Below are 22,034 nucleotides of genomic sequence, written 5' to 3'. Positions count from 1 at the left end.
GGTTATTCATGGGCGACATGAGCAAGGAACCCTCGATGGAGGACATTCTTTCGTCCATCAAGCGCATCATTGCCGAGGAAGGCGAGGAGGCTGCGCAGGCGGTGTCGCGCCGGGGTAAATCCGACGCCGCACCCAAGCAGGCTGCCGAACCCGCCGACCCTGCGGTCGAGGAAGTGCTGGAACTGACTGACGAGGTTGGAGCGGAGGAGCCGATGCCTGCCCACAAGACTGGCCGTGCAACGCAGGTCGAAGCGCCGGTTGAGGAAAGTTCAATCCTCTCGGTTGAAAGCGAAGTGGCCGCGCGGCATTCGCTTTCGGCGCTTTCGTCCATGTTGGTAACGCCCAAGGATGGCGAGGATAACACGCTGGACGGTCTGGTACGGTCCATGTTGAAGCCGATGTTGAAGGAATGGCTGGATGCACGCCTTCCCGCACTGGTGGAAGACATGGTGGCAAAGGAAATCGCTCGCATCACTGGCCGCTGATCTCGCAGGCTCTCCGCGTTCCAACTTATGGCGCATTGGCTCGGTTGACGGCTGCAAGGCGGTAAAAGCGCTGGAATGGTCAGGGAAGGGGCTTTAAGGCGCCTTTCCATGACCGAACTGCCCAAGACCTTTGACCCCGCCGAAATCGAATCCCGCTGGTACGCCCATTGGGAGCAGAAGGGGCTGTTCCGCCCGGAACGCCCCGACGCCGAACCCTTCACCATCGTCAATCCGCCGCCAAATGTGACCGGCAGCCTGCATATCGGCCATGCGCTCGATAATACGTTGCAGGACATCGTGATCCGCTACGAACGGCTGCGCGGCAAGGACGCGCTGTGGGTCGTGGGCACCGACCATGCTGGCATCGCGACGCAGATGGTCGTCGAGCGGCAGATGGAGGCGCGGCAGGACAAGCGCACCAACTATACGCGCGAGCAGTTCATCGAGAAGGTTTGGGAGTGGAAGGCCGAGAGCGGCGGCGCGATTACGCGCCAGCTGCGGCGGCTTGGCTGCTCGATGGACTGGGCCAATGAGCGCTTCACCATGGATGAGGGCTTTTCGAAGGCCGTCATCAAGGTGTTCGTGGAACTTCACGAGCGCGGTCTGCTCTATCGTGACAAGCGGCTGGTGAATTGGGATCCGCGTTTCCGCTCTGCGATTTCTGACCTTGAGGTCGAGACGCAGGAAGTGAAGGGCGGCTTCTGGCATTTCCGCTATCCGCTGGCGGACGGCGTGAAGCTGGCCAATGGTGCGGATCATATCGTCGTTGCGACAACCCGGCCCGAGACGATGCTGGCCGACATGGCTGTGGCGGTGCATCCTGACGATCCACGCTACAAGGACGTGATCGGCAAGGATATTCTCCAGCCGATCACGGGGCGGCGCTTTAAGGTGGTGGGTGACGAGCATGCTGACCCGGAACTGGGGTCGGGCGCGGTCAAGATCACGCCGGGGCATGACTTCAACGATTTCGAAGTGGGCAAGCGGGCGGGCTTCCGCGCGGCCGAGATGCTCAACATGTTCGATGCCGATGCCAATGTCGTGCAGACGGCAGATGGATTGATACCGGAGCGCTTCCTGGGGCTACACCGATTCAAGCGCGATGGCGTCGATGGCGCCCGCGAACTGGTCGTTGCGGAGATGAAGGCGCTGGGGATGCTGGTGCCGCATGTCTCGAAGAATAAGGACGGCGAGGAGGTCGAAGCCGATTTCGAGCCGCGCACCATCCAGACGCCCTTTGGTGATCGTTCGGGCGTGGTGATCGAACCTTGGCTGACCGACCAATGGTATGTCGATGCCGAGAAGTTGGCTGTCGCGCCAATGCAGGCGGTGCGCGACGGGCGGATCGAGATCGTCCCCAAGACGTGGGAAAAGACCTTCTTCAACTGGATGGAGAATATCCAGCCCTGGTGCGTGTCGCGCCAGCTCTGGTGGGGGCATCAGATTCCCGCCTGGTATGATGAGGATGGCAATCCCTATGTTGCGGAAAGCGAGGAGGAAGCGCAGGCGCTTGCTGGCAACAAAAAGCTGGTTCGCGATCCCGATGTGCTCGACACATGGTTTTCCTCGGCGCTCTGGCCTTTCGGCACGCTGGGTTGGCCGGACAACCTCACGCACCCCTCCGCTTCAGGGGAGGGGCCGGGGGTGGGGGCTCTCGATCATACGCAGCGCTTGGGGCAATCCCCCACCCCAACCCCTCCCCTGAAGGGGAGGGGCTTGATTCCTCGTCCCGGCTCGTTGCTCCAGCGCCATTATCCCAACGACCTGTTGATTTCCGGCTTCGACATCCTGTTTTTCTGGGATGCGCGCATGGCGATGCAGGGGATGGAGTTCATGGGCGATGTGCCGTGGCGCAAGCTCTACCTCCATGGGTTGGTGCGTGCGGCGGACGGGCAGAAAATGTCCAAGTCCAAGGGCAATGTCGTCGATCCGCTGGGCCTGATCGACAAGTTCGGCGCGGACGCGCTGCGTTTCTTCATGTCCGCCATGGAAAGCCAGGGCCGCGACGTGAAGATGGATGAGAAGCGGGTTGAGGGGTATCGCAACTTCGCGACCAAGCTTTGGAACGCGGCGCGCTTCCTGCAATCCAACGGGGTCACCGCATCGACCAGCCATGAGGCACCTGCCGCCACCGCGCCGGTCAACCGCTGGATCATTGCCGAGACGGTGGCGACCGTGCAGGCGATCGACACCGCCATGACCGAGCTGCGCTTCGACGCAGCCGCGAACGCCATCTATCATTTCGTCTGGGACCAGTTTTGCGACTGGTATATCGAACTCACCAAGGGTTCGATGGATGAGGAGACGAAGGCTGTCGCGGGCTGGGCGTTCGACCAGATCCTCGTCATGCTCCACCCCTTCATGCCCTTTATCACCGAAGAGCTGTGGAACCTGACCGGCACGCGCGAGACGGAACTGATCGTCGCTCGCTGGCCGCAGGCGCTCTATGCCGTCGATAGCGAGGCGCAGGCAGAGATTGACTGGCTGATCCGCTTGATCAGCGCGATGCGCACGGCGCGAACGGAACTGAACGTGCCGCCGGGCGCCAAGCTGAAGGTCGTGGTCAGCGAAGCGTCGGAAGAAACACGACGCCGCATCGATCGGCAGGGCGCGGCCCTGGCGCGTTTGGGGCGGGTGGAGAGCCTGTCCTTTGGCGATAGCGTAGCTGGTGGCGCGGCGCAGATCGTTGTCGATGAGGCGACCTTCATCCTCCCGCTGGAGGGCGTGATCGACATCGCTGCGGAAAAGGCGAGGCTGGCAAAGGCTCTCGCCGCTGCGGAAAAGGAACGGGATTCGCTTTCCGGGCGTCTTTCCAATCCGAGTTTCGTGGAAAAGGCCAAGCCCGAGGCGGTGGCCAAGGCGCGTGAAGATCATGCCGAGAAAACCGCGGAGGCGGACAGGTTGGCGGCGGCGCTGGATCGTCTGGCCTGATCGGTTAATGATGAAGCGCTTAGGGGAGGGCAAGAATGGCGGCAGGGAAGCGTGAAACAAGGGACCTGGTAAACGGGCCTATCGCGTCGTCCTTGCTGGTCTTTGCCGTGCCGACGCTGGCGTCCAATGTGCTTCAGTCGTTGAATGGATCGATCAACGCGATCTGGGTCGGCCGCTTTCTGGGCGCGCAGGCTCTTGCCGCCACGGCCAACGCGAACATCACCATGTTCCTGATGTTTTCCATCGTGTTCGGATTCGGCATGGCATCGACCGTGGTGATCGCCCAGGCGGCGGGTCGGGGCGATATGGATGCCGCCCGCCGGTCCTTCGGGTCAGCGACGGGCTTTTGCACCATATTGGGCACCGTTGTCGCTGCGGCCGGATGGGCTGCATCGCCCGCAATGTTGCACCTGCTGGGAACGCCTGCCGAAGCATTTGACATGGCGCTGATCTATCTGCGCGTGATTTTCATTGCGATGCCCGCAACGTTGATCAGCGTCATGATGATGATGGGATTGCGGGGAGCTGGGGACGCGCGCACGCCGTTGATCTTCATGTTCGTCAGCGTCGGGATCGATCTGGTGCTGAACCCGGTATTCATCCTTGGGCTGGGGCCGATTCCGGCGATGGGCATCGGCGGATCAGCGGCGGCCACGGCGGCGGCCGGCATCGCCAGCCTGCTTGGCCTGATCTTCTATGTATATGCCAAGGACCTGCCGCTGCGCTTGCGGGGGCCGGAACTGCGCTATCTGATCCCGGCGCCGGACCAATTGCGTATCCTGCTGGGCAAAGGGTTGCCGATGGGGCTTCAGATGATCGTCATGTCGGCTGTTGGCCTGATGATCATCGGTCTGGTTAACCGCGAAGGGCTTATCGTTACGGCGGCTTATGGCGCGGCGCAGCAGATCTGGACCTATTTGCAGATGCCTGCGATGGCCATGGGTGCGGCTGTCAGCGCCATGGCGGCGCAAAATATCGGTGCGGGCCGGTGGGACAGGATTGGCCGGATTACCGCTTATGGATTGGGCTATCTGCTGCTGATTACGGGCGCGATGATTGGCGTGATCCTGTTGTTTCACGCGCCGTTGCTCTCGCTCTTCCTTGGCGACAACAGGGCCGCGATCGATGCCGCCTGGAAAATGCAGTTGCTTGCGACCTGGAGCTATATGCTGTTCGGCGCGACGATGATCCTGTTCGGGGTGATGCGGGCGAATGGCGTCGTGGTGAGGCCGCTATTGATCCTTACCGTCACGTTGTTCGGCGTTCGCCTTGGCTTTTATCACTTCAGCTATCCGTATCTGGGCGCCAATGCCTTGTGGTTGAGCTTCCCTGTGAGTTCGGGATCAGCCCTTCTGATTGCAGGTCTCGCCTATCTGCAGGGCGGCTGGCGCAAGGCGACGCTGCTCGTCCCCGTGCATGAGGAAGAGTGCCGGGAAAGCATCAGCGCGGAGAGCGAACCCGCAGGGCGGTTCGCACCTGCGGGCTGACGCTTATCGTCCCTGGCTGCGCCAGCGGGTGATAGTGCGGTCGAGAATGTCTGCCTCTCCACCGGACTGACGCCAAAGATCCGTGAAGCTCGGATCGCCCGATGCGGGCCGCCGGTGCTCCTCCAGATTGTCCAGCGCGACGCGGATGGGCACCGCGACACCCTCACCGCAGATGATCGCCTCTCGATTGCGGAGCGCGGGAATGGAGTCGAGGAAACCGCGCGCGCCTTCGGGCATGGCGGCCTTCACGAATGCCTGGTCGCGATCATTGTTGAGGCGCATGGAAATGATGGTGCCGCATTGCGACAGCACGCCTTCGGCAAGGTCCGACGGTCGCTGTGTGATGAGGCCAAGCGATACGCCATATTTGCGGCCCTCCTTGGCTATACGCTCCAGGATGCGGCGGACGGCCTGGCCGGTGCCGGTGGTCGTGCTGGGAATATAGCGGTGCGCCTCTTCGCAGACGAGCAGGATCGGCCGCTGAGCCTCGTCCCGCGCCCAGATGGCATAGTCGAAGACCAGACGGGACAGTACCGATACCACCACGGAGGTGATGTCCGACGGCATGGCCGACACGTCGATGATCGAAATCGGCTTCCCGCCCGATGGCAGGCGGAAGATCTTTGCCAGAAATTCCTGCATCGTGTCCGCGACGAGCATGCCTGAGAACATGAAGCTGTAACGCGGGTCCGCCTTGATCTCGTCGATCTTGGTCTTGAGCCGCATATAGGGGAGGGCGCCCGTGCCCTTGTCGAGTTTCCCCATCTCATTTTGCAGGATGTTGGTGAGGTCCGACAGCAGGTAGGGGATAGGCGAATCGACGGTCAGCCTGCCGATGCTTTCCGCGAGCCGGTTCTTCTGCCGCGCGGCGAGCAGGCATTTTGCCAGAATGTCGCAGTCGACCGTGCGATCGGAGCCTTCGGAGGTGACGAAAACCTCGCAATGCTCCTCGAAATTCATCAGCCAGTAGGGCAGAGCGAGGTTGCCTACGTCGAAGACCGCGCCATTCTGGGCAAAGGCCGCCCCATATTCGCCATGCGGATCGACCATCACGATATGGCCTTCGGGCGACAGGTCGCAAATGCGGTGAAGAATGAGAGCGGCGCTGGTGGATTTGCCCGTACCGGTCGAACCCAGCAGGGCGAAATGTTTGCCCAGCATCGAGTCGACATAGAGCGCGGCACGCGTGTCCGTCGTGGGATAGACGGTGCCGATCTGCACATGGGGCCGGTCATCGGCGGCGTAGATCTGCTGCATGTCGGCGCTGGATACGGGGAAAATTTCTGTGCCCGGTGCAGGATAGCGGGTGACGCCGCGACGGAAGTGATGAATGCGACCGGTAAGCGGTTCCTCGTCACCTTCGCCCAGAAAATCGACGTCAGCGATGATCAGGCCGCTGTCCTGCCGATCCATCGCCATGGAGCGCACGCTGGCGATGAGCCATGCACTGCCTACACGCATTTTTACTTGGCTGCCGACTTGCCCCGCCATTGCCGTGCAGGGGTCGCTATCATGTGCGAGAGTTGCAATGGAGGCGGCGTCGATCAGCACCTTGGAACTGGAACCGGCTATCTGAAAAACCGCGCCCATGGCGTTGGCTGCGGCAGGCTTCGTTTGGCCGTGCGTGAATTCGGCAGCTCCCGGCATGTGGCTCATACACCCCCCTTGAATCTGATTTCCGACGCGCGCTGCCGGAATTCGGCCTGCCTGTGTAGCCGTACATAGGTAAAGAAATGGCTTATCTCGGACGTTTTGCGCCTGCTGCCGAACCAGGCTGTTAACCTCGCTATCGCCACCTCCCGCCGCGCGCTCAGGCGTCTACTCTGGCGCGAATCGTTTGTCATGCGTATCGGCCGCTGACTGCCGCAAGATCAGGATATGCCTTTGACCCAGTTGATGACGGCTGACGCGGTGCGCCGATCCGATGCGATTTCCATAGCTCGGGTGATCTGCATATTGGGTGTGGTCTATGTGCACGCCTGGACCGGGTTGAACGGTCATGACCTGGAAATCGCGCGCGGCACACCGCAGGAAAATCTGCGCTGGCTGCTCATGGAAATATTCGGGCGCAGCGCAGTGCCGCTGCTGGGCGTCATTTCCGGCTGGCTGGTAGCGGGATCGTCCCGCGCACAGAACTGGTTCCGTCATGTGCTGCAAAAGGCGCGGACGATCCTGTTGCCGATGATCCTGTGGAATGGCCTTGGCATCTTGCTGGTATCCGGCGCGGCCTGGTCGCTGGGATTGTCAGCGCCCGTGCCGGTCTCGTTCGATTGGTTGTTTCAGGAACTGTTCGTCGTGACCCGGAACCCGGACATCAACGTGCAGATGCCGTTCTTGCGCGACTTGTTCCTGTGCATGGTCATTGCTCCATTGCTGCTTCGCCTTCCTAGTCGCGTGCTGATTGGCGTTGCTGCTGTCGCAGCTGTCGCGCAACTTGCGGGTTGGGGGCCGCCGGTGCTGATGCGCCCAGCAATCCTGTTCTTCTTTGTCGTGGGAATGATGGCCCGGCGAACCGGGCTGGCGGAGCGGGTTGCCGGGCTCGGTTTGGCCGCAGCGGCCATGCCTTTCCTGTTGCTCATGGCCGTGCAGCTTCATTTTTCCCTGCAAGCGGCGCAGGGATCGGCCATAGGCGTCGGCTTGCTTGACCTTGCCGTGCGTGTTGCTGCGGCCACCTGTTTCTGGCGGCTGTCCTGGGGGCTGGCGGGAAGCCCCGTGCGGGGAATGCTGTTGAGGATCGAGCCTTTCGCCTTTCTGCTATTCTGTTCGCATCTGATCCTGATCTGGCTGGGCGGGCCGTTGCTGGGTGTTTTGTTCGGGAAGCTCGGTTCGCCTTTCTATCCTGCTTATCTGTTGATTCAGCCGTTGCTGGTCCTGATCGCGGTCCTGCTGTTGGGATCGCTTCTCAGCCGTGCCTGGCCGGGTCTGGCCAAGGTGCTGAGTGGAGGACGCTTGCAGGGAGCCTCGGCGGTCAGCTAATTGCCTTGGCGGCGGCCATGGCGATTTCCAGGCTACGCTTGCGGGCACTGAAATCATGGATTTGCCCGCCGATGATCAATTCATCGACACCCGTCCGCTCTACGAAAGCGGCAAGATCCTCTTGGACCTTGTCCTGCGGGCCGATCGACGTGGCGCTCAGGACATCCGAAAGCATCGCCTGCGCGCCGGGTGGCAGGCTTTCGAAATAGCCGGGCACGGGTGGTTGTAACTTGCCCGGCTGCCCCGTGCGGAGACGAACGAAGGCCTGTTGCATGGAGGTGGCGAGCAGTCGCGCTTCTTCCATGCTGTCCGCCGCGAATATATTATAGCCTGCCATCACATAGGGGCGATCAAGCTGGGCCGAGGGTCTGAAGTCGCGACGGTAAACCGCGATCGCATCCTCAAGCGCGCCAGGAGCGAAATGGGAGGCGAAGGCATAGGGCAGGCCCAGCGCGGCGGCGAGTTGGGCGCCGTAGAGGCTGGACCCGAGGATCCAAAGTGGCACATCTTCGCCCGCGCCGGGCGTCGCCTGAAAGCCGAGCCTTCCGTCACCCGCGAAATAGGCCTGCAATTCCAGCACGTCGCGCGGAAATTCATCCGGCCCACCGGAAAGCGTGCGGCGCATGGCTTGAGCCACCCGCTGGTCCGATCCGGGCGCGCGGCCTAGCCCAAGGTCTACTCGACCGGGGAAAAGCGCTGCGAGCGTACCGAACTGTTCGGCTATCAGCAGGGGGGCATGGTTGGGGAGCATGATGCCGCCCGAACCTATGCGGATGGTCGATGTCGCCTGTCCGATATGCGCCAGCACTACCGAAGTTGCGGCCGATGCGATGCCCGGCATGCCGTGATGTTCGGCAACCCAATAGCGATGGAAGCCGAGTTGTTCAGCATGAACGGCGAAGGCCGCGGCGTTGACGAGGGCTTCGCCAACGGTGCTTCCTTCAATGACGGGGACGAGGTCCAGAACGGAAAAACAGATCATTGCCCGGATATGGGGCGATGATCCGTTTTATTTCAATACCTAGATGTTAGCTAAGATCAGCCTACGCGGCCGAACCCCTGCGACGGTGGTTCGGATCGGCGGCCAAATGTGGCGGGGCGACGTGCGACCAACGGATTGGAGTCGTGATCGAGGAGGGACATTGTCTCGGTAAAGCAGGGCCGCAAACTGACGACAACCTCGATCAATTCGTCAGGACCCTCGCGTGTTTCGACGCAGCGGCGCGCGACCATTTCAATGCGTTCGGCCATGCTGCTCAAGCGATGGGCGCCAAATTGAGCCGATTCGCCCTTCAATGTGTGAGCGGGCGTGACGAGCGCGATGGCATTGCGTTCGCGGATCGCCTGCTCGATCGCGCCAATGGCCTTGTCGCCATCCTCGCGAAAATAGCTGAGAATCCGGAGAAATGCGCTGCCCAGTTCCGACCGGGACTTTGCCAGATCGGCCTGATTGACCAGTTCTGCCTCTTGATACGACACCCTGTCACACTCCCTGTTTCGACTTCAGCATAGAAGCCGCGCGTAAACAGCAGGTTAAGCGGAGGCGTCAGAACAAGGTTGGCGTCAGGATTTACGCGACAATTCAAAGCGATCGCCAGCAGCGGCGGAGAAATTCCAGCCATGCTGCCGGGTAAGCGCCTCCAATTCGCGGGCGGCGTTGGGGTCGTCCGCTTCGACCGTCACTGCATGGGCCGACCGCATAGCGCGGGCGGCGCGCAATGCGGGCCAGGGGCATTTCATTCCCCTGGCATTCACATAGGCGGTATCATTTGGTGGCATAGGGATTGCGCGCGCTGCGCAACGTAAGGCGCACAGGCACGGCGCCGAAGCCCAGTTCCTTGCGGATGCCGTTGACGAGATAGCGCCGGTAGCTTTCCGGTAGTTCGTCCAGACGGGTGCCGAATAGCACGAAGGTGGGCGGGCGGGTCTTGTTCTGCGTGATGTAGCGCAGCTTGATCCGCTTGCCGCCGGGGGCGGGGGGCGGGTTGGCCTCCAGTGCGCGTTCGAACCAGCGGTTGAGGATGCCGGTGGAGACGCGCTGAGACCAGGCGGTGCGTGTTTCGAAGGCTACGCGGATGAGGTCGTCCAGACCTTTTCCTGTCGCGCCTGACACGGTCATGATCGGCACGCCGCGTATCTGCGCCAGGCCGTCGGACAGCGCCTGCTTGATGCCCTGATACAGGGCCGAGCCATGCTCGACCGTGTCCCATTTGTTGAGCGCGACGACGAGGGCGCGGCCTTCCTCCAGCACCTTGTCGGCAATGCGCAGGTCCTGCGCTTCCAGCCCGCGCGTGGAATCGAGCAGAAGCACAACGACTTCGGCGAAGTTCACAGCGTTCAGACCGTCCGAAACTGCGAGCTTTTCGAGCTTGTCCTGCACCTTCGCACGCTTGCGCATGCCAGCGGTGTCGATCAGGCGGACGGGGCGGGGTTCAGCCTCCTCATTGCGGGGGTCTGTCCATGTCCAGTCCACCGCGATGCTATCACGGGTGATGCCTGCTTCGGGGCCGGTGAGCAGACGGTTTTCGCCGAGCAGCCGGTTGATGAGGGTCGATTTGCCCGCATTGGGACGGCCGACGATGGCGAGCTTGAGCGGAGCGGCCTCCAGATCGGCCTCGCTCGGTTCGGCTTCCTCTTCTTCCTCATCCTCCCGGTCGATATAGGGGAGGAGCGCCTGGAACAGGTCGGCAAGTCCTTGACCATGTTCGGCGGAAAAGGGGATGGGGTCGCCCATGCCTAGGCTGAATGCCTCCATCACGCCGTCGTCACCGGCCTTGCCCTCGGCCTTGTTGGCCATCAGCACGACGGGCGCGTCGCCTTCGCGTAGCCAGCGGGCGATTTCCTCGTCCAACGGGGTGATGCCAGCGCGTGCATCGACGACGAACAGGGCGACATCGGCATTTTCGACCGCCGCCTGCGTCTGCATGCGCATCCGGCCGGGGAGGGTCTGAGGATCCTCGTCCTCATAACCGGCGGTGTCGATGATGGTGAAATCGACGCCGAGCAGGTTCGCTTGCCCTTCCCGCCGATCGCGCGTGACGCCGGGCTGGTCATCGACCAGCGCCAGCTTCTTGCCGACGAGCCGGTTGAAGAGGGTGGACTTGCCCACATTGGGCCGCCCTACAATGGCAACTGTGGGCAGCATGATAGCCCGTTTCCTTTAAAATGACGGTGCTCCTGCGCAGGCGGGAGCCCAGTCCAAACGGCGGATCTGGGCTCCCGCCTGCGCAGGAGCACGCTTATCTAACATCATCTAAGGCGTTAACGAAACGCCGTCAGCTTGCCGTTGTCAGCAAGAATATAGAGCATGTTGTTGGCGACAACGGGCGACAGCGACATGGACTTGTCCATATCAACAGCCGATTGAACGGCGCCCGTTGCCGGATCGACATAGTTGAGGTCGCCATGGGTGGATACCAGGATCAGGCGACCGCCTGCCAGAACGGGACCCGTCCAACGGATGGCGTTCGCCTTCTTCTTTTCCTTTTCCCAGCGGCGAAGCTGGCTGATCCAGCGAATCTTGCCGGTCGCGCGGGCGACGCAGAGCAGCTTTGCATCGCTGGTCACGACGAATACCCATTCGCCCGCAACCCACGGCGTCGAGATGCCCGCAATATTGATTTCCCACAGGCGTTGGCCGCTCACCAGTTCATAGGAGGCCATGCGGCCACCCTGACCGATGGCGAAGACCCGGCCACGGTCGATAACCGGATTGGCATCGATGTCGGTGAGGGAGGCGACGGCCGTTGAAATGCTGGTGCGCGAAAGGGCATCGCCCCACAGCGTGCGGCCATTTTCATAGCGGTAGGCGGTGAGCTCGCCCGAGCTATAGCCCGCGATCACCGTGCCCTGCGCAGCGGCGGGAGCGGCGACGCCGAACACGCCGGTCACCTGCAACGTGCCACTGTCGGTCCACTGCACTTCGCCATCGCTCTGGTTGAGCGCGAAGATCTGGTTGTCCTGCCCCATGACATAGACATGGCCGTTGGCGAGCGTCGGTGCGCCGCGTAGCGGGCCGCCGGGGCGCTTCTTCCACAGGATGGAGCCGTTTGCGGCGCTGAGCGCGGCTACGTCGCCCACGCCGGTGCTCGCATACACCTTGTCATCGACGATGCTGACGCCACCGCCGAACAAGGCGCGGCCGCTGCCTTCGGCGGGCAGGGCAGTCTGCCAGAGCTTCGCGCCGGTCGCGGCGTCGAACGCGATGACATGAGCGCCCGCGTCGATGACGTAGAGCTTGCCATTGGCGATCACGGGTGAAGAGGCGAGGCGCGCGCGAGGCGTGCTGCCTTCGATCGAACTGGTCCAGGCCGTCGCGGGCGAGGTGCTCAGCGCAAGGTTGCCCATCGCCTTGGCAGGGCTGCCGCCCGGCTGCGACCATTGGTCGTTGGCATAGGCTTCGGGCAGTGACACGGGCACATCGGCCAGGGTCGGATCGACCTCGACGCCTTGCTCGTTGGTCAGGATGGATACGCGGTTGCCGACCACGGGGGTCTTGGGTCCACCCTTCTTGCCCCCGATGACGCCGCAGCCCGCCAGTAGCGCGACCATCGCGGCGACGGTCAGGACCCGGCGCGTGCCCGCAAATTTCGTCATGCTGTGCATCCCCATGCGCTTATCTTCATCCCTGTCCCGGTACGGTCGGCGTTTCGACTGCATCTATGCCCAATAAGCCCGCCATCTGTCGCGCGCGTGAACGGATCGACTGAGGCACGGTGGCATCCTTTGCCATCGCTGCGAACAGCGGGCCAGCAAGATCGGGCTTGCGCATCTTCATATAGGATATGGCGACCAGTTCGCCCGCGCTGCCGAACCATGGCGCGCCTTCGACGGCGAGGGGCTTGAGGCGATCGACCACCTGTTGCGGCTGAAGCGTCTCGAACTCGAGCGTGGTCTGGCGGATCAGGGCGAGGTCGCGATAGGGCTGATCAAGCGAGCTGTCGGCTGCCATAGCCTTGTAAGCGGCGATCGCGGCCTTGTTGTCGCCCTTGCGAGCGGCGACACCAGCCTTCACGAGCAGGGCTGACGCGCGGAAGCCGGGCTGGCTGGCGTCGGTCAGCGTGTCGAGTTGCTTGGCATCGGGCGTCCCGCCGCCCGCGGCGGCCGAGATGACCTTGTCCATTTCCTCGGACACGGCTTGCGATTGAGTGGCGCTGTAATGCTGCCAATAAAGCCATGCCGCAAAGGCAACGAGGCCGATGACCACGGCCGCGACGATCCAGCGGCCAAAGCGCTGCCAGAAGGTCAGCAATTGGTCCTGACGCACGGCCTCATCGACCTCGCGCATGAATGCTTCGCTATTTTGCGGCGTCAGGGCCACGTGGGTCTCCAGATATGCGTCAGAAAAAGCTCGCGGAAGGCGCGATCAATAGCGGCGGCGGCGCTTAGCGCAAATCACTTTTTGGGGCGATAGACCTGATCTGCGGTGGGAAAGCTGCGATTGCGTACTTCGACGGCATAGCGTTCGGCTGCATTGCTGATGGTTTCGGCAATGTTTTCGTATCGTTTCACGAAGCGCGGCACGCGTTCGAACATGCCCAGCATGTCCTCGGCGACCAGCACTTGGCCGTCGCAATGGGCCGATGCGCCGATGCCGATGACGGGGATGTCGAGGCTGTCGGTGATGGCGACGGCGAGGTCTTCCATCACGCCTTCAAGGACCACGGCGAAGGCGCCAGCCTGCGCGACGGCGCGGGCGTCGTCCATGATCTTGGCATGTTCTTCCTGGCTTTTGCCGCGCGCGCCATAGCCGCCCAGTGCGTTGACGGCCTGAGGCGTGAGGCCGACATGGGCCATGACGGGGATGCCACGCTGGGTAAGGAAGGCTATGGTTTCCGCCATGGCCTGCCCGCCTTCCAGTTTGACGGCGGCGCAGCCGGTTTCGGCCATGACGCGGCTGGCGCTGGCGAAGGCATGGGCGGGGGAGGCTTCGTAGCTGCCGAAGGGCATGTCGACGAGGACGAGGCTATGATAGCTGCCCCGGACGACGGCGGCGCCATGGGCAATCATCATGTCGAGCGTGACGGCAAGGGTCGAGGGCAGGCCGTAGATCACCTGGCCGAGCGAATCGCCGACGAGCAGCATGTCGCAATGGGGATCAAGGAGCTGTGCCTGCCGGGCGGTGTAGGCGGTCAGCATCACCAGCGGCTCGTCCGTCTTGCCTTCGACCTTGCGGCGCTGGATCGCGGGGACGGTCAGGCGCTTCATTGGCGCGGGCGTGGGATTGGCGCGGCTGGTGGAGGTGTCGAGCGTGAAGGTGGTGGACATGGGAGCGATGTACCCCAGTGGGGTTGCAGGCGCAAATCGGGTGGCGGGCCGGTTTTGGCGAAGTGGAATTAGAGAAGGAAATGGCGAATTGAAAAAGATGCGGGAGCGGCGGGCCTGTGCCGCTCCCCCAGGGGGTGAACATCGTTACGGGATCAGAACGAGAATTTGATCGTCCCGCCCCAAGTCCGGGGATCGCCAGGCTGGCCAGCGATCAGGCCGGTGTTGCCGGGAGCAACCTGAAGATTTTCGATATAGTTGACGTCGAACGCGTTGCGGACCCAGCCGAAGACATCGAAGCCTTCGCCGCGGAAGCCTGCGCGGAAGTTGGTGAGCGCGTAGCCCTTTACTTCGGTGTAGCGCGAGGGTGAGGCGTTGGAGTTCCAGTGCGAGCGGTAATTGCCGTCCACGCCCAGATAGACCTGGCCTTCCTTCGCCAGCAGCGTGACCGGGATGTTATATTCCGCGCCGTAGGAGAAGGCCCATTTCGACACGCCGGGTAGATCCTGACCGGAAATGTCGCACTGGCGGGGGCTGGGAGCGCCCGGAACGCCCGGCTGCGAATAATCGGGCGTGGCGCCAGAAGGTTGCGAGGGTCCACCGGACAGTTCCGGCGGGCAGGGTGCGTTGGTGAACTTCTTATATTTGGCGTGGGTATAGGCCGCGTTGGCATAGGCGGTGAAGCGATCGCTGGCGACCACCTTGAAGTCCGCCTCGATGCCCTGCGACCGGACCTTTTCGGCATTGGCAAGGTAGCCGCGCACGGTGCCGAACTGGCCGCCGTTCACGGTCGCCTGGAAGTCCTTGATCGTGGTGCGGAAGGCCGAGATGTTGAAGGTCGCGCGCCGATCCCACAGCTGGGTTTTCAGCCCGACTTCGAAATGCTGGACCGATTCCGGCTTCACCGTTGCGGCATCATAGTTGACCGTATTGTCCAGGTTGAGCGGCAAGCCGTTCTGGTTGATGCCCAGCGTCTTGAAGCTCTTGGCATAGGTCGCATAGGCGAGGACGTCCCGCGCGAACTTGTAGTTGACGTTGAAGTCGTAGGTGAAGTTCCACGCGCTGTCGGAAGGGGCGCTTACCTGCGGCTGATAGACGCCGCACTGCTGCGAGGTGCCCGCGATCGTGCCGGGCGCCGGTGGCGTGGTGCAGCTGATCGCCTGACCCAGCGCGTTCGTCACGACACGTTGGTAGAAGCCCGACTTTTTATCATAGTTGAGCCGGAGACCGGGCTGGATCGTCAGCGCGTCGGTGACTTTCCAGCTGAGCTGACCGAACAGTGCGGCGCTCTCGCTCTTGAGCCACTGCGTGTTGCTGGCGGTGAGGCCCGCAAGCGTTGCAGGGTTGTTGGCCGGGTTCAACGGGTCCGACGAGGGTGCAAGGCTCCACTTGGCGGCTGCTGCCCCCTGCTGCTCCGTGCCCTGCGTGTCGATCCGCTGTTTGAAGCCGAAGAGGCCGACGACAAAGTCGATCTTCTGGCTTTCGTAATTGTAGCGGAATTCCTGGCTATACTGGTTCTGTTGCGAGGGGTTCTGCGATTTGGACACAATCGGCAGGCCCGTAAAGTCGCGGTCATTTTCCGGCTTCCAGTCCCAGAAGCGCCAAGCGGTGACCGAGGTCAGCGTGCCGGGGCCGACGTCCCACTTCACCCGCGCCGAAACGCCGCCAATCTTGTTGCCAGCGTTCAGATTGCTGTCGAGGTCGGACAGGCGGTCATAGGGATTGCGGCTGGGCACGACATAGCCCTGCGCTGCGGCGAGAGCGTCATATTGACGGTTCAGCGGGCGCTGCGTGCGGCCGACGCGGACGAAGGTGGTGCCGCAGCATTCGGGGTCCTGCTTGCTATAGTCGCCTGACAGGGTGATGCTGAAATCGTCGTTGGGCTGGAACAGCAACTGGCCACGCAATCCCAGATTGTCCTGCTCGTTGATCCAGCGCTGCGAGGTGACGTTGTAGAGCGTGCCCCTGCGGCTGGTCGCGGCGACCGCGAGGCGGGCGGCGACCGTGTCGGAAAGCGGGCCGGAAATGGCGGCCTTTGCCTGCCGGTAATTGAGGTTGCCGACGCTGAGTTCCGCACGGCCTTCGAAATCGAAGGTCGGCTGGTTGGTCGTGATGTTGATCGCGCCCGCCGTCGTGTTCTTGCCGTAGAGCGTACCCTGCGGGCCGCGCAGCACTTCGACCTGGTTCACATCGAGAAAGTCGAAGGTCGCGGCGGCGACGCGGGAATTATAGACGTCATCGACATAGATGCCGACGCCCTGCTCGAACCCGTCGCTCGTCAGGCCGAACGGCACGCCCAGACCACGGATGTTGACCGAGGTGTTGCGGGGATTGGTGGTGTAGACCTGCAAGGTTGGCGCGAGCTGCTGGAGCTTCACGACGTTGAAGTTGCCGGTCGCTTCGATGCTGTCGCCGCGAATGACGGAGATTGCCAGCGGCACTTCCTGCGCCGTTTCGGCGCGGCGGCGGGCGGTGACAATGATCACGTCGCCGCGAGGGTTGGTAGGCTGTTCGGCCCCGTCGGCGGCCGGGACAGCTGCGTCTGCGGCTGGAACAGGCACTTCCTCAGCATGGACGCTGGACGCAAAGATGGATGCGCTTGCCACACCGGCGAGCAACAGAGAACGCGCAATCATAAAAATTCCCCTTCCGGAGGTCCGGTGAATGTTGATCGCGGCGTTTCCGGTTGGCCGGTCAACACCGATGGTCTGGGAATGGTACTGGACAGTTGGCGGCCCACCCCTGCCGCCTATCATTAACCGCCTGTCCGGCGGCTCGGTTTTGCAACCCTTAAAGGCCCCCGCCTTTTTCAGGCGGTGAGACGAGTCTTTTCCGTCACGTCGATCTGGACGACGCGGGCATCATGCACGGTCAATGTGATCGACCCGAAACGCAGTGCTTCAAGAACGCCGCGAACCTTTTCGATGCTGACGGAAATGTCCGCCCGCTGGCCATCTGCGCGGCCGTTGCGGGCAAATTCTGTTGATGGGTTGTCACTCATAAGCACCTCATGGCCCGCTTTTATCTCAACTAATTCAATAGACAAAAAAGCAAATATATAGGGCGCCCAAGTTTGCCTTGTCGCGCCCCTTTGGAATTCAGCCGATCAACCGCATCGCCGCCAGTTTGCGGTCATGTTGATGATGGGCCAGGGGAATGGCTGGCCGCATCTGCCGCATGAGCGAAGCCTGTTCATGTGCGTTGTCGACCAGCCGTTCCAGCAGTGATTGGCCGAAGTCCCATGTGCCAAGATTGGCTTCAGCATTGATATGTCCGCTAAAGCCCGCATCGACAAAGCTGCTGCCCCAGTTTTTGGCGATACTGTGGGCGCGTTCAAAGAAGATATAAGGGTCGTTGCGGCTGGCGACGACGATCGACGGGAATGGTAGCTGTGCTCGTGGCGTCGGTCCAAAGCCGCCGATAGTCTCAGGCGTTTCCATCCGGTCGCAATCAGGCGGGGCGACCAGCAATGCGCCCGTCACCGGCCAGCCATAAGCCTGGCTCTGCAACGCGCCCCACCAGGCGACAGCGAGGCAACCCAGGCTGTGCGCGGCCAGGATGATCGGTCCTTCAACTTCGCGGATCGCCGCATCGAGGCGGGTGACCCATGCATTGCGGTTGGGGCTGGCCCAACTGCCCAGATCGACACGCTCACAATCGCCGCGCATGCCCTCCCAAAGGGTTTGCCAATGACCGGGGCCGCTGTTGTTGAGACCCGGTATGGTCAGCACGACAGGGTTGCGCGCGTCGCCCAGATGTCCGAATCGGTCCATGGTGTGATCCTCGTCCAATTGCACGATGGATGTATATTCTATTCTTTAGGTAGACAATGCTTCAGCGACCAAATGTGTCCAAATTTGGGCGATTGGATTCATCTGGGGTTCAGCATTGGAAGAGCGCCGTCAGGGCAACAACTTCGCCTGTTACCAAGGATATATAAGGCCGTAATAGGAGTAGACGTTGCGGCCATAGGTCTCGTCATATTCCGGCCGAGTGTCCGCAAGATAACGGGGGGCGCTGTCCAGCACCTCCTTGCTAAGATCGACGATATAGCCGCCCTTGTCGGTGTCATAGTTCAGCATCGACCATGGGATGGGGTAATGGTCATGGCCGATGCCGAGAAATCCGCCAAAGGACAGCACAGCGTAGCGGACCTGGCCGCTGCGTTTTTCCACCATGAAGTTCGAGATATGGCCCAACCGTTCGCCTTCGCGGTTGTAGACGGCTGTTCCTTCGACCCGGTCGGATGCGATCAGGTCGCCGGGATTTTCCACTGCCGGGTCAGTCATTGTCACCCTCCTGAACAGGAATCAGGCTATGATGATGAAACCGAGCAGGATCAGCGGGGTTCCCACTCTTCACGCAGGAGGATGACATGAAGATCAATCGCAGTGGTTCGGCGGTATGGAGCGGCGGCCTGAAAGAAGGCAAAGGCGCGATCTCCACGCAAAGTGGCGCCTTGGACGCGCATCCTTATGGCTATGCCATGCGGTTCGAAGGGGTGCCGGGGTCCAATCCGGAAGAATTGATCGCCGCCGCCCATGCGTCCTGCTTCACCATGGCGCTATCTCTCATTTTGGGGGAGGCAGGGCTGACGGCGGAGAAAATGGAAACGAACGCGGTCGTGACGCTGGAGCAGCATGAGGGCGGCTTTGCGATAACGGCGAGCAAGCTGACGCTGAAGGCGACCATTCCCGGTGCTGACGACGCCAAATTCCAGGAGCTGGCCGCCAAAGCCAAGGAAAATTGCCCCGTGTCGAAGCTGCTGAACGCGCAGATCAGCCTGGACGCGGAATTGCTAGGCTGAAGCGAAACGGCGGGTGCGGACATGCTCCCGCCACGCAATGTAGAGGCCGCTGGCGATGATGAGCGCTGCGCCTACCCAGGTAGTGTGCATCGGCCATTCGCCCCAGATCAACAGGCCCAGCAGCGTGGACCAGATGATGGTGCTGTAGTCCATCGGCAGCACCACGGATACAGGCGCATGGCGAAGCGCGCCGGTCATGCAGAGCTGCGCAATACCGCCTGTCAGCCCGACGCCGACGAGCATGGCCCAGGTCATGGGATCGTGCGCCTTCCCGACGAACAGCATCAGGATACCCAGCGGCGGCACGGACAGGATGGTGAACCAGAATACGATGACGCCGGTCTTTTCGGTGCGGCCAAGGTCGCGCAACAGCAAGCCGATGCAGGCCGTGATGATGGCGGCGGACAACGCGACGGCAAGGCCGAACGGCGGGAAATGCGCGCCATCAGGGCGGACCATGACGATGATCCCGACAAAGCCCAGCATGATGGCAGCCCAGCGGTGGGGGCCGGTCGCTTCGCGCAAAAGGATGGCCGACAGCAGCGTGGCGAAGATGGGCATGGTGAAGCCGATCGCGGTGGCTTCGGTTAGGGGAAGAAGCAGATAGGAGCCGAAATTGAGGACCATGCCGGTAAGGCCAAGCACGGTCCGGCTGACATGCGCGCCCAGCCTGTTCGTGCGGACCGAGGGGAGGCCATCGGTCATCGCGACCCACGTGACGATAAGGGGCAGGGCGAGCGCCTGACGGTAGAAGATCAGCTCGACCAAGCTGACGCCCCGCGTGCCCACAAGCTTGCCGAGGGCAAACATGACGGCCATGAACAACATCGCCAGCAAACGCAGGCCGATGCCTGTCAGCGCATGTTCGTCACGCGCCGATGGTGGCGGCGGAAGCTCCTCTGGCGGGCTAATGGGGGCAGGGGGTTGCACGCAGGTCGCTTTAACCGGCGGACAGGATGACGCAACCACCCCATGATAATTATCGACTCGTCTTTGGAAAATGTAGCGGCGGTCGTTCCCCTGCTATCCTGCCGACAAGATCAGAGGCAGGCTTCCAGGAAAGGCTGGTCGAACCCGAACTGGCGCGCCTTGTCGAGCGTGTAGGGGCGCAGGCCCATAGAGCGGTATTCGCCGACGATCTTGCCGCTGTCATCTTCGTCATGATATTCGAACTTGAACAGTTCCTGCGTGACGATGACGTCGCCTTCCATGCCGATGACTTCGGTGATGTTGGTGACGCGGCGCGAACCGTCGCGCAGGCGCTTTACCTGCACGATGAGGTCGACGGAGTCGGCGATCTGCTTGGAGATGGCCTCCTTCGGGATCTTGATGTCGCCCATCAGGATCATGTTTTCCATACGGCCCAGGCACTCGCGCGGGCTGTTGCTGTGAAGCGTACACATGGAGCCGTCATGGCCCGTGTTCATCGCGGCGAGCAGGTCGAAGCACTCCGCGCCACGAATTTCGCCCAGGATGATGCGGTCAGGACGCATACGCAGGGCATTCTTGACGAGGTCGCCGATGGTGATTGCGCCTTGGCCCTCAAGGTTCGGAGGGCGGGTTTCGAGCGGTAGCCAGTGCGGTTGTTGCAGGCGAAGTTCGGCTGCGTCTTCGATCGTGAGGACGCGCTCACCCGGGTCGATCATCTTCGACAGGGCGTTGAGCATGGTCGTCTTGCCCGAGCCGGTGCCGCCCGAAATCACGATGTTCATGCGCGATGCGCCAGCGATCTTGAGCGCGGTGGCCATCTTCGGGCTCATCGCGCCCCATTGGGCGAGCATGTCGATGGTGATCGGCTTGGCCGAAAATTTACGGATCGAGATGGCGGTGCCCCGCAGCGAGAGCGGCGGCACGATGACGTTGACGCGGCTGCCGTCGGGCAGGCGGGCGTCGGCCAGCGGCGTGGTCTGGTCGACGCGGCGGCCGACCTTGTTCACGATGCGCTGGGCGATCTGGAACAGATGCTCCTCATCACGAAACTTGATGGGCGCGATGATCAGCTTGCCCTTCTTTTCGATATAGGTCTGCTCCGGCCCGTTGACCATGATGTCGGTGACCTCGGGGTCGGCCAGCAGCTCCTCTAGCGGGCCGAGGCCGAGCAGTTCATCGACCAGCACCTTTTCCAGCGCGAATTGTTCGCGGCGGTTGAGGGTGAGCTTGAGCTCTGCCAGCACCTCCATGATGATCGGGCGGAATTCCTCGGCCAGTTCATCCTTGCTGAGCGTCGCGGCGGCTTCGGGGTCGACGCGCTCTAGCAGGCGGGGGAGGACCTGTTCCTTGATTTTGTGGACGGAGGCTTCGAAGCCTTGCGGCCCCGCATCGGCGACATGCTCGGCGTTGGCGCGATCGGACAAGCGCTGCAATGCGTCCGCGTTGCGCTGCATCTGGCTGGTGGGCGCGGACAGCGGATCGATTGGGGTGTCGGCGGCGGGCAGGGGAGCCATGTCTAGCGGGGGGAACTGGTCTCCGCCTCGCGCTTCCTCACGCGGGGCGCTGCCCTGCATTGGCCGGGCTACACCGAATCCCGGCTTGATGCCGGCAGGTCCATTTTTCCGTCCAAACGCGCTCATAATTCTCCGCCGCGATATTCCGTAGGATTCGCCTGCCGGAACAGGCTGATCCGAATTGGTTGCAATGGTGAATAAGGCGGAAACTTTGACAAATGGCTAATGGCGCTGAGCAAGGTGGCCTGGTGACCTATGTGGGGGTCAGCCTGCCCCCTGATAGGAAAAGGCCGCGCTCCTGTTGGAAGGCGGCCTTTTAATTTATTGGCGGGATCGCCTTAGCTGCTTCAGCCCGCATGCTCCGCGAGGACGGTCAGGCCCTTTTCATTGACTTCAGCGAAGCCGCCCTGGACGGGGATGATTTCGGGCGCGGCGCCCGCGCTGGCGAAGATCTGGATCGCGCCGTCGCGGACGGTGGACATGAACGGCGCGTGGCCTTCCAGCACGCCGAAGTCGCCATCGGTGCCGGGGACGACGACCTGATAGACCTCTTCCGAGCGGACGAGCTTTTCGGGGGTCACGAGTTCGAAATGCAGTGCCATCTGTATCTCTCCCCCCTCCCTTTCAAGGGAGGGGCAGG

20 protein-coding genes are annotated in these 22,034 nt (G+C 62.1%); 5 read left to right on the top strand and 15 right to left on the bottom strand.

Annotation, left to right across the window (positions count from 1 at the left end; translation table 11 throughout):
- Positions 1–8: 8 nt before the first annotated feature.
- The 3 genes from ACYU81_RS02640 (at position 9) to ACYU81_RS02630 (ending at position 4,903) form a co-directional block, all read left to right on the top strand.
- Positions 9–485 carry a DUF2497 domain-containing protein gene (locus ACYU81_RS02640; RefSeq protein WP_460986221.1) on the top strand — a complete coding sequence of 159 codons (477 nt, stop codon included), beginning with the start codon at positions 9–11 and terminating at the stop codon, positions 483–485.
- A gap of 108 nt (positions 486–593) precedes the next feature.
- Positions 594–3,416, top strand: coding sequence for a valine--tRNA ligase (locus ACYU81_RS02635; protein ID WP_460986220.1), 2,823 nt, complete (start codon positions 594–596; stop codon positions 3,414–3,416).
- 35 nt (positions 3,417–3,451) lie between these two features.
- Entirely contained in the window at positions 3,452–4,903 is a 1,452-nt protein-coding gene (locus ACYU81_RS02630) for an MATE family efflux transporter (protein ID WP_460986219.1), read from the top strand.
- 3 nt (positions 4,904–4,906) lie between these two features.
- On the opposite strand, the gene ACYU81_RS02625 is transcribed toward ACYU81_RS02630, so the two are convergent.
- A complete protein-coding gene (locus ACYU81_RS02625) occupies positions 4,907–6,559 on the bottom strand; it encodes an ATP-binding protein (RefSeq protein WP_460986218.1) in 1,653 nt (550 codons plus the stop codon).
- Positions 6,560–6,781: 222 nt separating this feature from the next.
- Between ACYU81_RS02625 and ACYU81_RS02620 the strand changes: the two genes are divergently transcribed.
- Positions 6,782–7,879 carry an acyltransferase family protein gene (locus tag ACYU81_RS02620; RefSeq protein WP_460986217.1) on the top strand — a complete coding sequence of 366 codons (1,098 nt, stop codon included), beginning with the start codon at positions 6,782–6,784 and terminating at the stop codon, positions 7,877–7,879.
- Here ACYU81_RS02620 and ACYU81_RS02615 read toward each other — a convergent pair.
- From ACYU81_RS02615 to ACYU81_RS02565, 11 genes are all read right to left on the bottom strand, one after another.
- A complete protein-coding gene (locus ACYU81_RS02615; RefSeq protein WP_460986216.1) occupies positions 7,872–8,861 on the bottom strand; it encodes an LLM class flavin-dependent oxidoreductase in 990 nt (329 codons plus the stop codon). The genes ACYU81_RS02620 and ACYU81_RS02615 overlap by 8 nt on opposite strands.
- Before the next feature lie 56 nt (positions 8,862–8,917).
- Positions 8,918–9,358 (bottom strand): Hpt domain-containing protein, encoded by a 441-nt coding sequence (locus ACYU81_RS02610; protein WP_449473535.1) that lies wholly within the window; start codon positions 9,356–9,358, stop codon positions 8,918–8,920.
- An 84-nt stretch (positions 9,359–9,442) separates the two neighbouring features.
- Positions 9,443–9,658, bottom strand: a complete 216-nt coding sequence (locus ACYU81_RS02605) for a sulfurtransferase TusA family protein (protein WP_460986215.1) — start codon at positions 9,656–9,658, stop codon at positions 9,443–9,445.
- Positions 9,645–11,024 carry a ribosome biogenesis GTPase Der gene (gene der, locus ACYU81_RS02600; protein WP_449473531.1) on the bottom strand — a complete coding sequence of 460 codons (1,380 nt, stop codon included), beginning with the start codon at positions 11,022–11,024 and terminating at the stop codon, positions 9,645–9,647. The genes ACYU81_RS02605 and der overlap by 14 nt, the downstream gene beginning before the upstream one ends.
- 116 nt (positions 11,025–11,140) lie before the next feature.
- Positions 11,141–12,490, bottom strand: a complete 1,350-nt coding sequence (locus tag ACYU81_RS02595; RefSeq protein ID WP_460986214.1) for a PQQ-binding-like beta-propeller repeat protein — start codon at positions 12,488–12,490, stop codon at positions 11,141–11,143.
- Positions 12,491–12,500: 10 nt separating this feature from the next.
- A complete protein-coding gene (locus tag ACYU81_RS02590) occupies positions 12,501–13,199 on the bottom strand; it encodes a tetratricopeptide repeat protein (protein WP_460986213.1) in 699 nt (232 codons plus the stop codon).
- A gap of 74 nt (positions 13,200–13,273) precedes the next feature.
- Positions 13,274–14,146, bottom strand: a complete 873-nt coding sequence (gene panB / locus ACYU81_RS02585) for a 3-methyl-2-oxobutanoate hydroxymethyltransferase (protein ID WP_460986212.1) — start codon at positions 14,144–14,146, stop codon at positions 13,274–13,276.
- A 152-nt stretch (positions 14,147–14,298) separates the two neighbouring features.
- Positions 14,299–16,779: a TonB-dependent receptor gene (locus tag ACYU81_RS02580; RefSeq protein ID WP_460986211.1), complete on the bottom strand. Its 2,481-nt coding sequence runs from the start codon at positions 16,777–16,779 to the stop codon at positions 14,299–14,301.
- Between the two features lie 173 nt (positions 16,780–16,952).
- Positions 16,953–17,144 carry a YezD family protein gene (locus ACYU81_RS02575; protein ID WP_460986210.1) on the bottom strand — a complete coding sequence of 64 codons (192 nt, stop codon included), beginning with the start codon at positions 17,142–17,144 and terminating at the stop codon, positions 16,953–16,955.
- Between the two features lie 97 nt (positions 17,145–17,241).
- Entirely contained in the window at positions 17,242–17,916 is a 675-nt protein-coding gene (locus tag ACYU81_RS02570) for an RBBP9/YdeN family alpha/beta hydrolase (protein ID WP_449473522.1), read from the bottom strand.
- Positions 17,917–18,066: 150 nt separating this feature from the next.
- On the bottom strand, positions 18,067–18,432 hold the full coding sequence (locus ACYU81_RS02565) for a PRC-barrel domain-containing protein (protein ID WP_460986209.1): 366 nt from the start codon (positions 18,430–18,432) through the stop codon (positions 18,067–18,069).
- Between the two features lie 86 nt (positions 18,433–18,518).
- On the opposite strand from ACYU81_RS02565, the gene ACYU81_RS02560 reads away from it, so the two are divergent.
- Complete coding sequence (locus ACYU81_RS02560) at positions 18,519–18,950, top strand: OsmC family protein (protein ID WP_460986208.1); 432 nt, start codon at positions 18,519–18,521, stop codon at positions 18,948–18,950.
- On the opposite strand, the gene ACYU81_RS02555 is transcribed toward ACYU81_RS02560, so the two are convergent.
- The 3 genes from ACYU81_RS02555 to ACYU81_RS02545 all read right to left on the bottom strand — a co-directional run bounded on the left by ACYU81_RS02555 (position 18,942) and on the right by ACYU81_RS02545 (position 21,996).
- Positions 18,942–19,880, bottom strand: coding sequence for a DMT family transporter (locus ACYU81_RS02555; protein WP_460986207.1), 939 nt, complete (start codon positions 19,878–19,880; stop codon positions 18,942–18,944). The genes ACYU81_RS02560 and ACYU81_RS02555 overlap by 9 nt on opposite strands.
- Before the next feature lie 110 nt (positions 19,881–19,990).
- Positions 19,991–21,520 (bottom strand): CpaF family protein, encoded by a 1,530-nt coding sequence (locus ACYU81_RS02550; RefSeq protein ID WP_449473519.1) that lies wholly within the window; start codon positions 21,518–21,520, stop codon positions 19,991–19,993.
- Between the two features lie 221 nt (positions 21,521–21,741).
- Positions 21,742–21,996: an ATP synthase F1 subunit epsilon gene (locus tag ACYU81_RS02545; RefSeq protein WP_449473518.1), complete on the bottom strand. Its 255-nt coding sequence runs from the start codon at positions 21,994–21,996 to the stop codon at positions 21,742–21,744.
- Positions 21,997–22,034: the final 38 nt, after the last annotated feature.

The sequence above is a fragment of the Sphingobium sp. TomTYG75 genome (genome assembly GCF_054771635.1).
The sequence above is the reverse complement of the archived record's forward strand: the minus strand, read 5'-3'. Positions and strand labels throughout refer to the sequence as shown.

What these genes read in the sequence shown, in the direction of transcription:
- ACYU81_RS02640 (WP_460986221.1), top strand. Translation starts at nt 9, where the DNA reads ATGGGCGACATGAGCAAGGAACCCTCGATGGAGGACATTCTTTCGTCC.
- ACYU81_RS02635 (WP_460986220.1), top strand. Translation starts at nt 594, where the DNA reads ATGACCGAACTGCCCAAGACCTTTGACCCCGCCGAAATCGAATCCCGC.
- ACYU81_RS02630 (WP_460986219.1), top strand. Translation starts at nt 3,452, where the DNA reads ATGGCGGCAGGGAAGCGTGAAACAAGGGACCTGGTAAACGGGCCTATC.
- ACYU81_RS02625 (WP_460986218.1), bottom strand. Translation starts at nt 6,559, where the DNA reads ATGAGCCACATGCCGGGAGCTGCCGAATTCACGCACGGCCAAACGAAG.
- ACYU81_RS02620 (WP_460986217.1), top strand. Translation starts at nt 6,782, where the DNA reads ATGCCTTTGACCCAGTTGATGACGGCTGACGCGGTGCGCCGATCCGAT.
- ACYU81_RS02615 (WP_460986216.1), bottom strand. Translation starts at nt 8,861, where the DNA reads ATGATCTGTTTTTCCGTTCTGGACCTCGTCCCCGTCATTGAAGGAAGC.
- ACYU81_RS02605 (WP_460986215.1), bottom strand. Translation starts at nt 9,658, where the DNA reads ATGCCACCAAATGATACCGCCTATGTGAATGCCAGGGGAATGAAATGC.
- der (WP_449473531.1), bottom strand. Translation starts at nt 11,024, where the DNA reads ATGCTGCCCACAGTTGCCATTGTAGGGCGGCCCAATGTGGGCAAGTCC.
- ACYU81_RS02595 (WP_460986214.1), bottom strand. Translation starts at nt 12,490, where the DNA reads ATGGGGATGCACAGCATGACGAAATTTGCGGGCACGCGCCGGGTCCTG.
- panB (WP_460986212.1), bottom strand. Translation starts at nt 14,146, where the DNA reads ATGTCCACCACCTTCACGCTCGACACCTCCACCAGCCGCGCCAATCCC.
- ACYU81_RS02580 (WP_460986211.1), bottom strand. Translation starts at nt 16,779, where the DNA reads ATGATTGCGCGTTCTCTGTTGCTCGCCGGTGTGGCAAGCGCATCCATC.
- ACYU81_RS02575 (WP_460986210.1), bottom strand. Translation starts at nt 17,144, where the DNA reads ATGAGTGACAACCCATCAACAGAATTTGCCCGCAACGGCCGCGCAGAT.
- ACYU81_RS02570 (WP_449473522.1), bottom strand. Translation starts at nt 17,916, where the DNA reads ATGGACCGATTCGGACATCTGGGCGACGCGCGCAACCCTGTCGTGCTG.
- ACYU81_RS02565 (WP_460986209.1), bottom strand. Translation starts at nt 18,432, where the DNA reads ATGACTGACCCGGCAGTGGAAAATCCCGGCGACCTGATCGCATCCGAC.
- ACYU81_RS02560 (WP_460986208.1), top strand. Translation starts at nt 18,519, where the DNA reads ATGAAGATCAATCGCAGTGGTTCGGCGGTATGGAGCGGCGGCCTGAAA.
- ACYU81_RS02550 (WP_449473519.1), bottom strand. Translation starts at nt 21,520, where the DNA reads ATGAGCGCGTTTGGACGGAAAAATGGACCTGCCGGCATCAAGCCGGGA.
- ACYU81_RS02545 (WP_449473518.1), bottom strand. Translation starts at nt 21,996, where the DNA reads ATGGCACTGCATTTCGAACTCGTGACCCCCGAAAAGCTCGTCCGCTCG.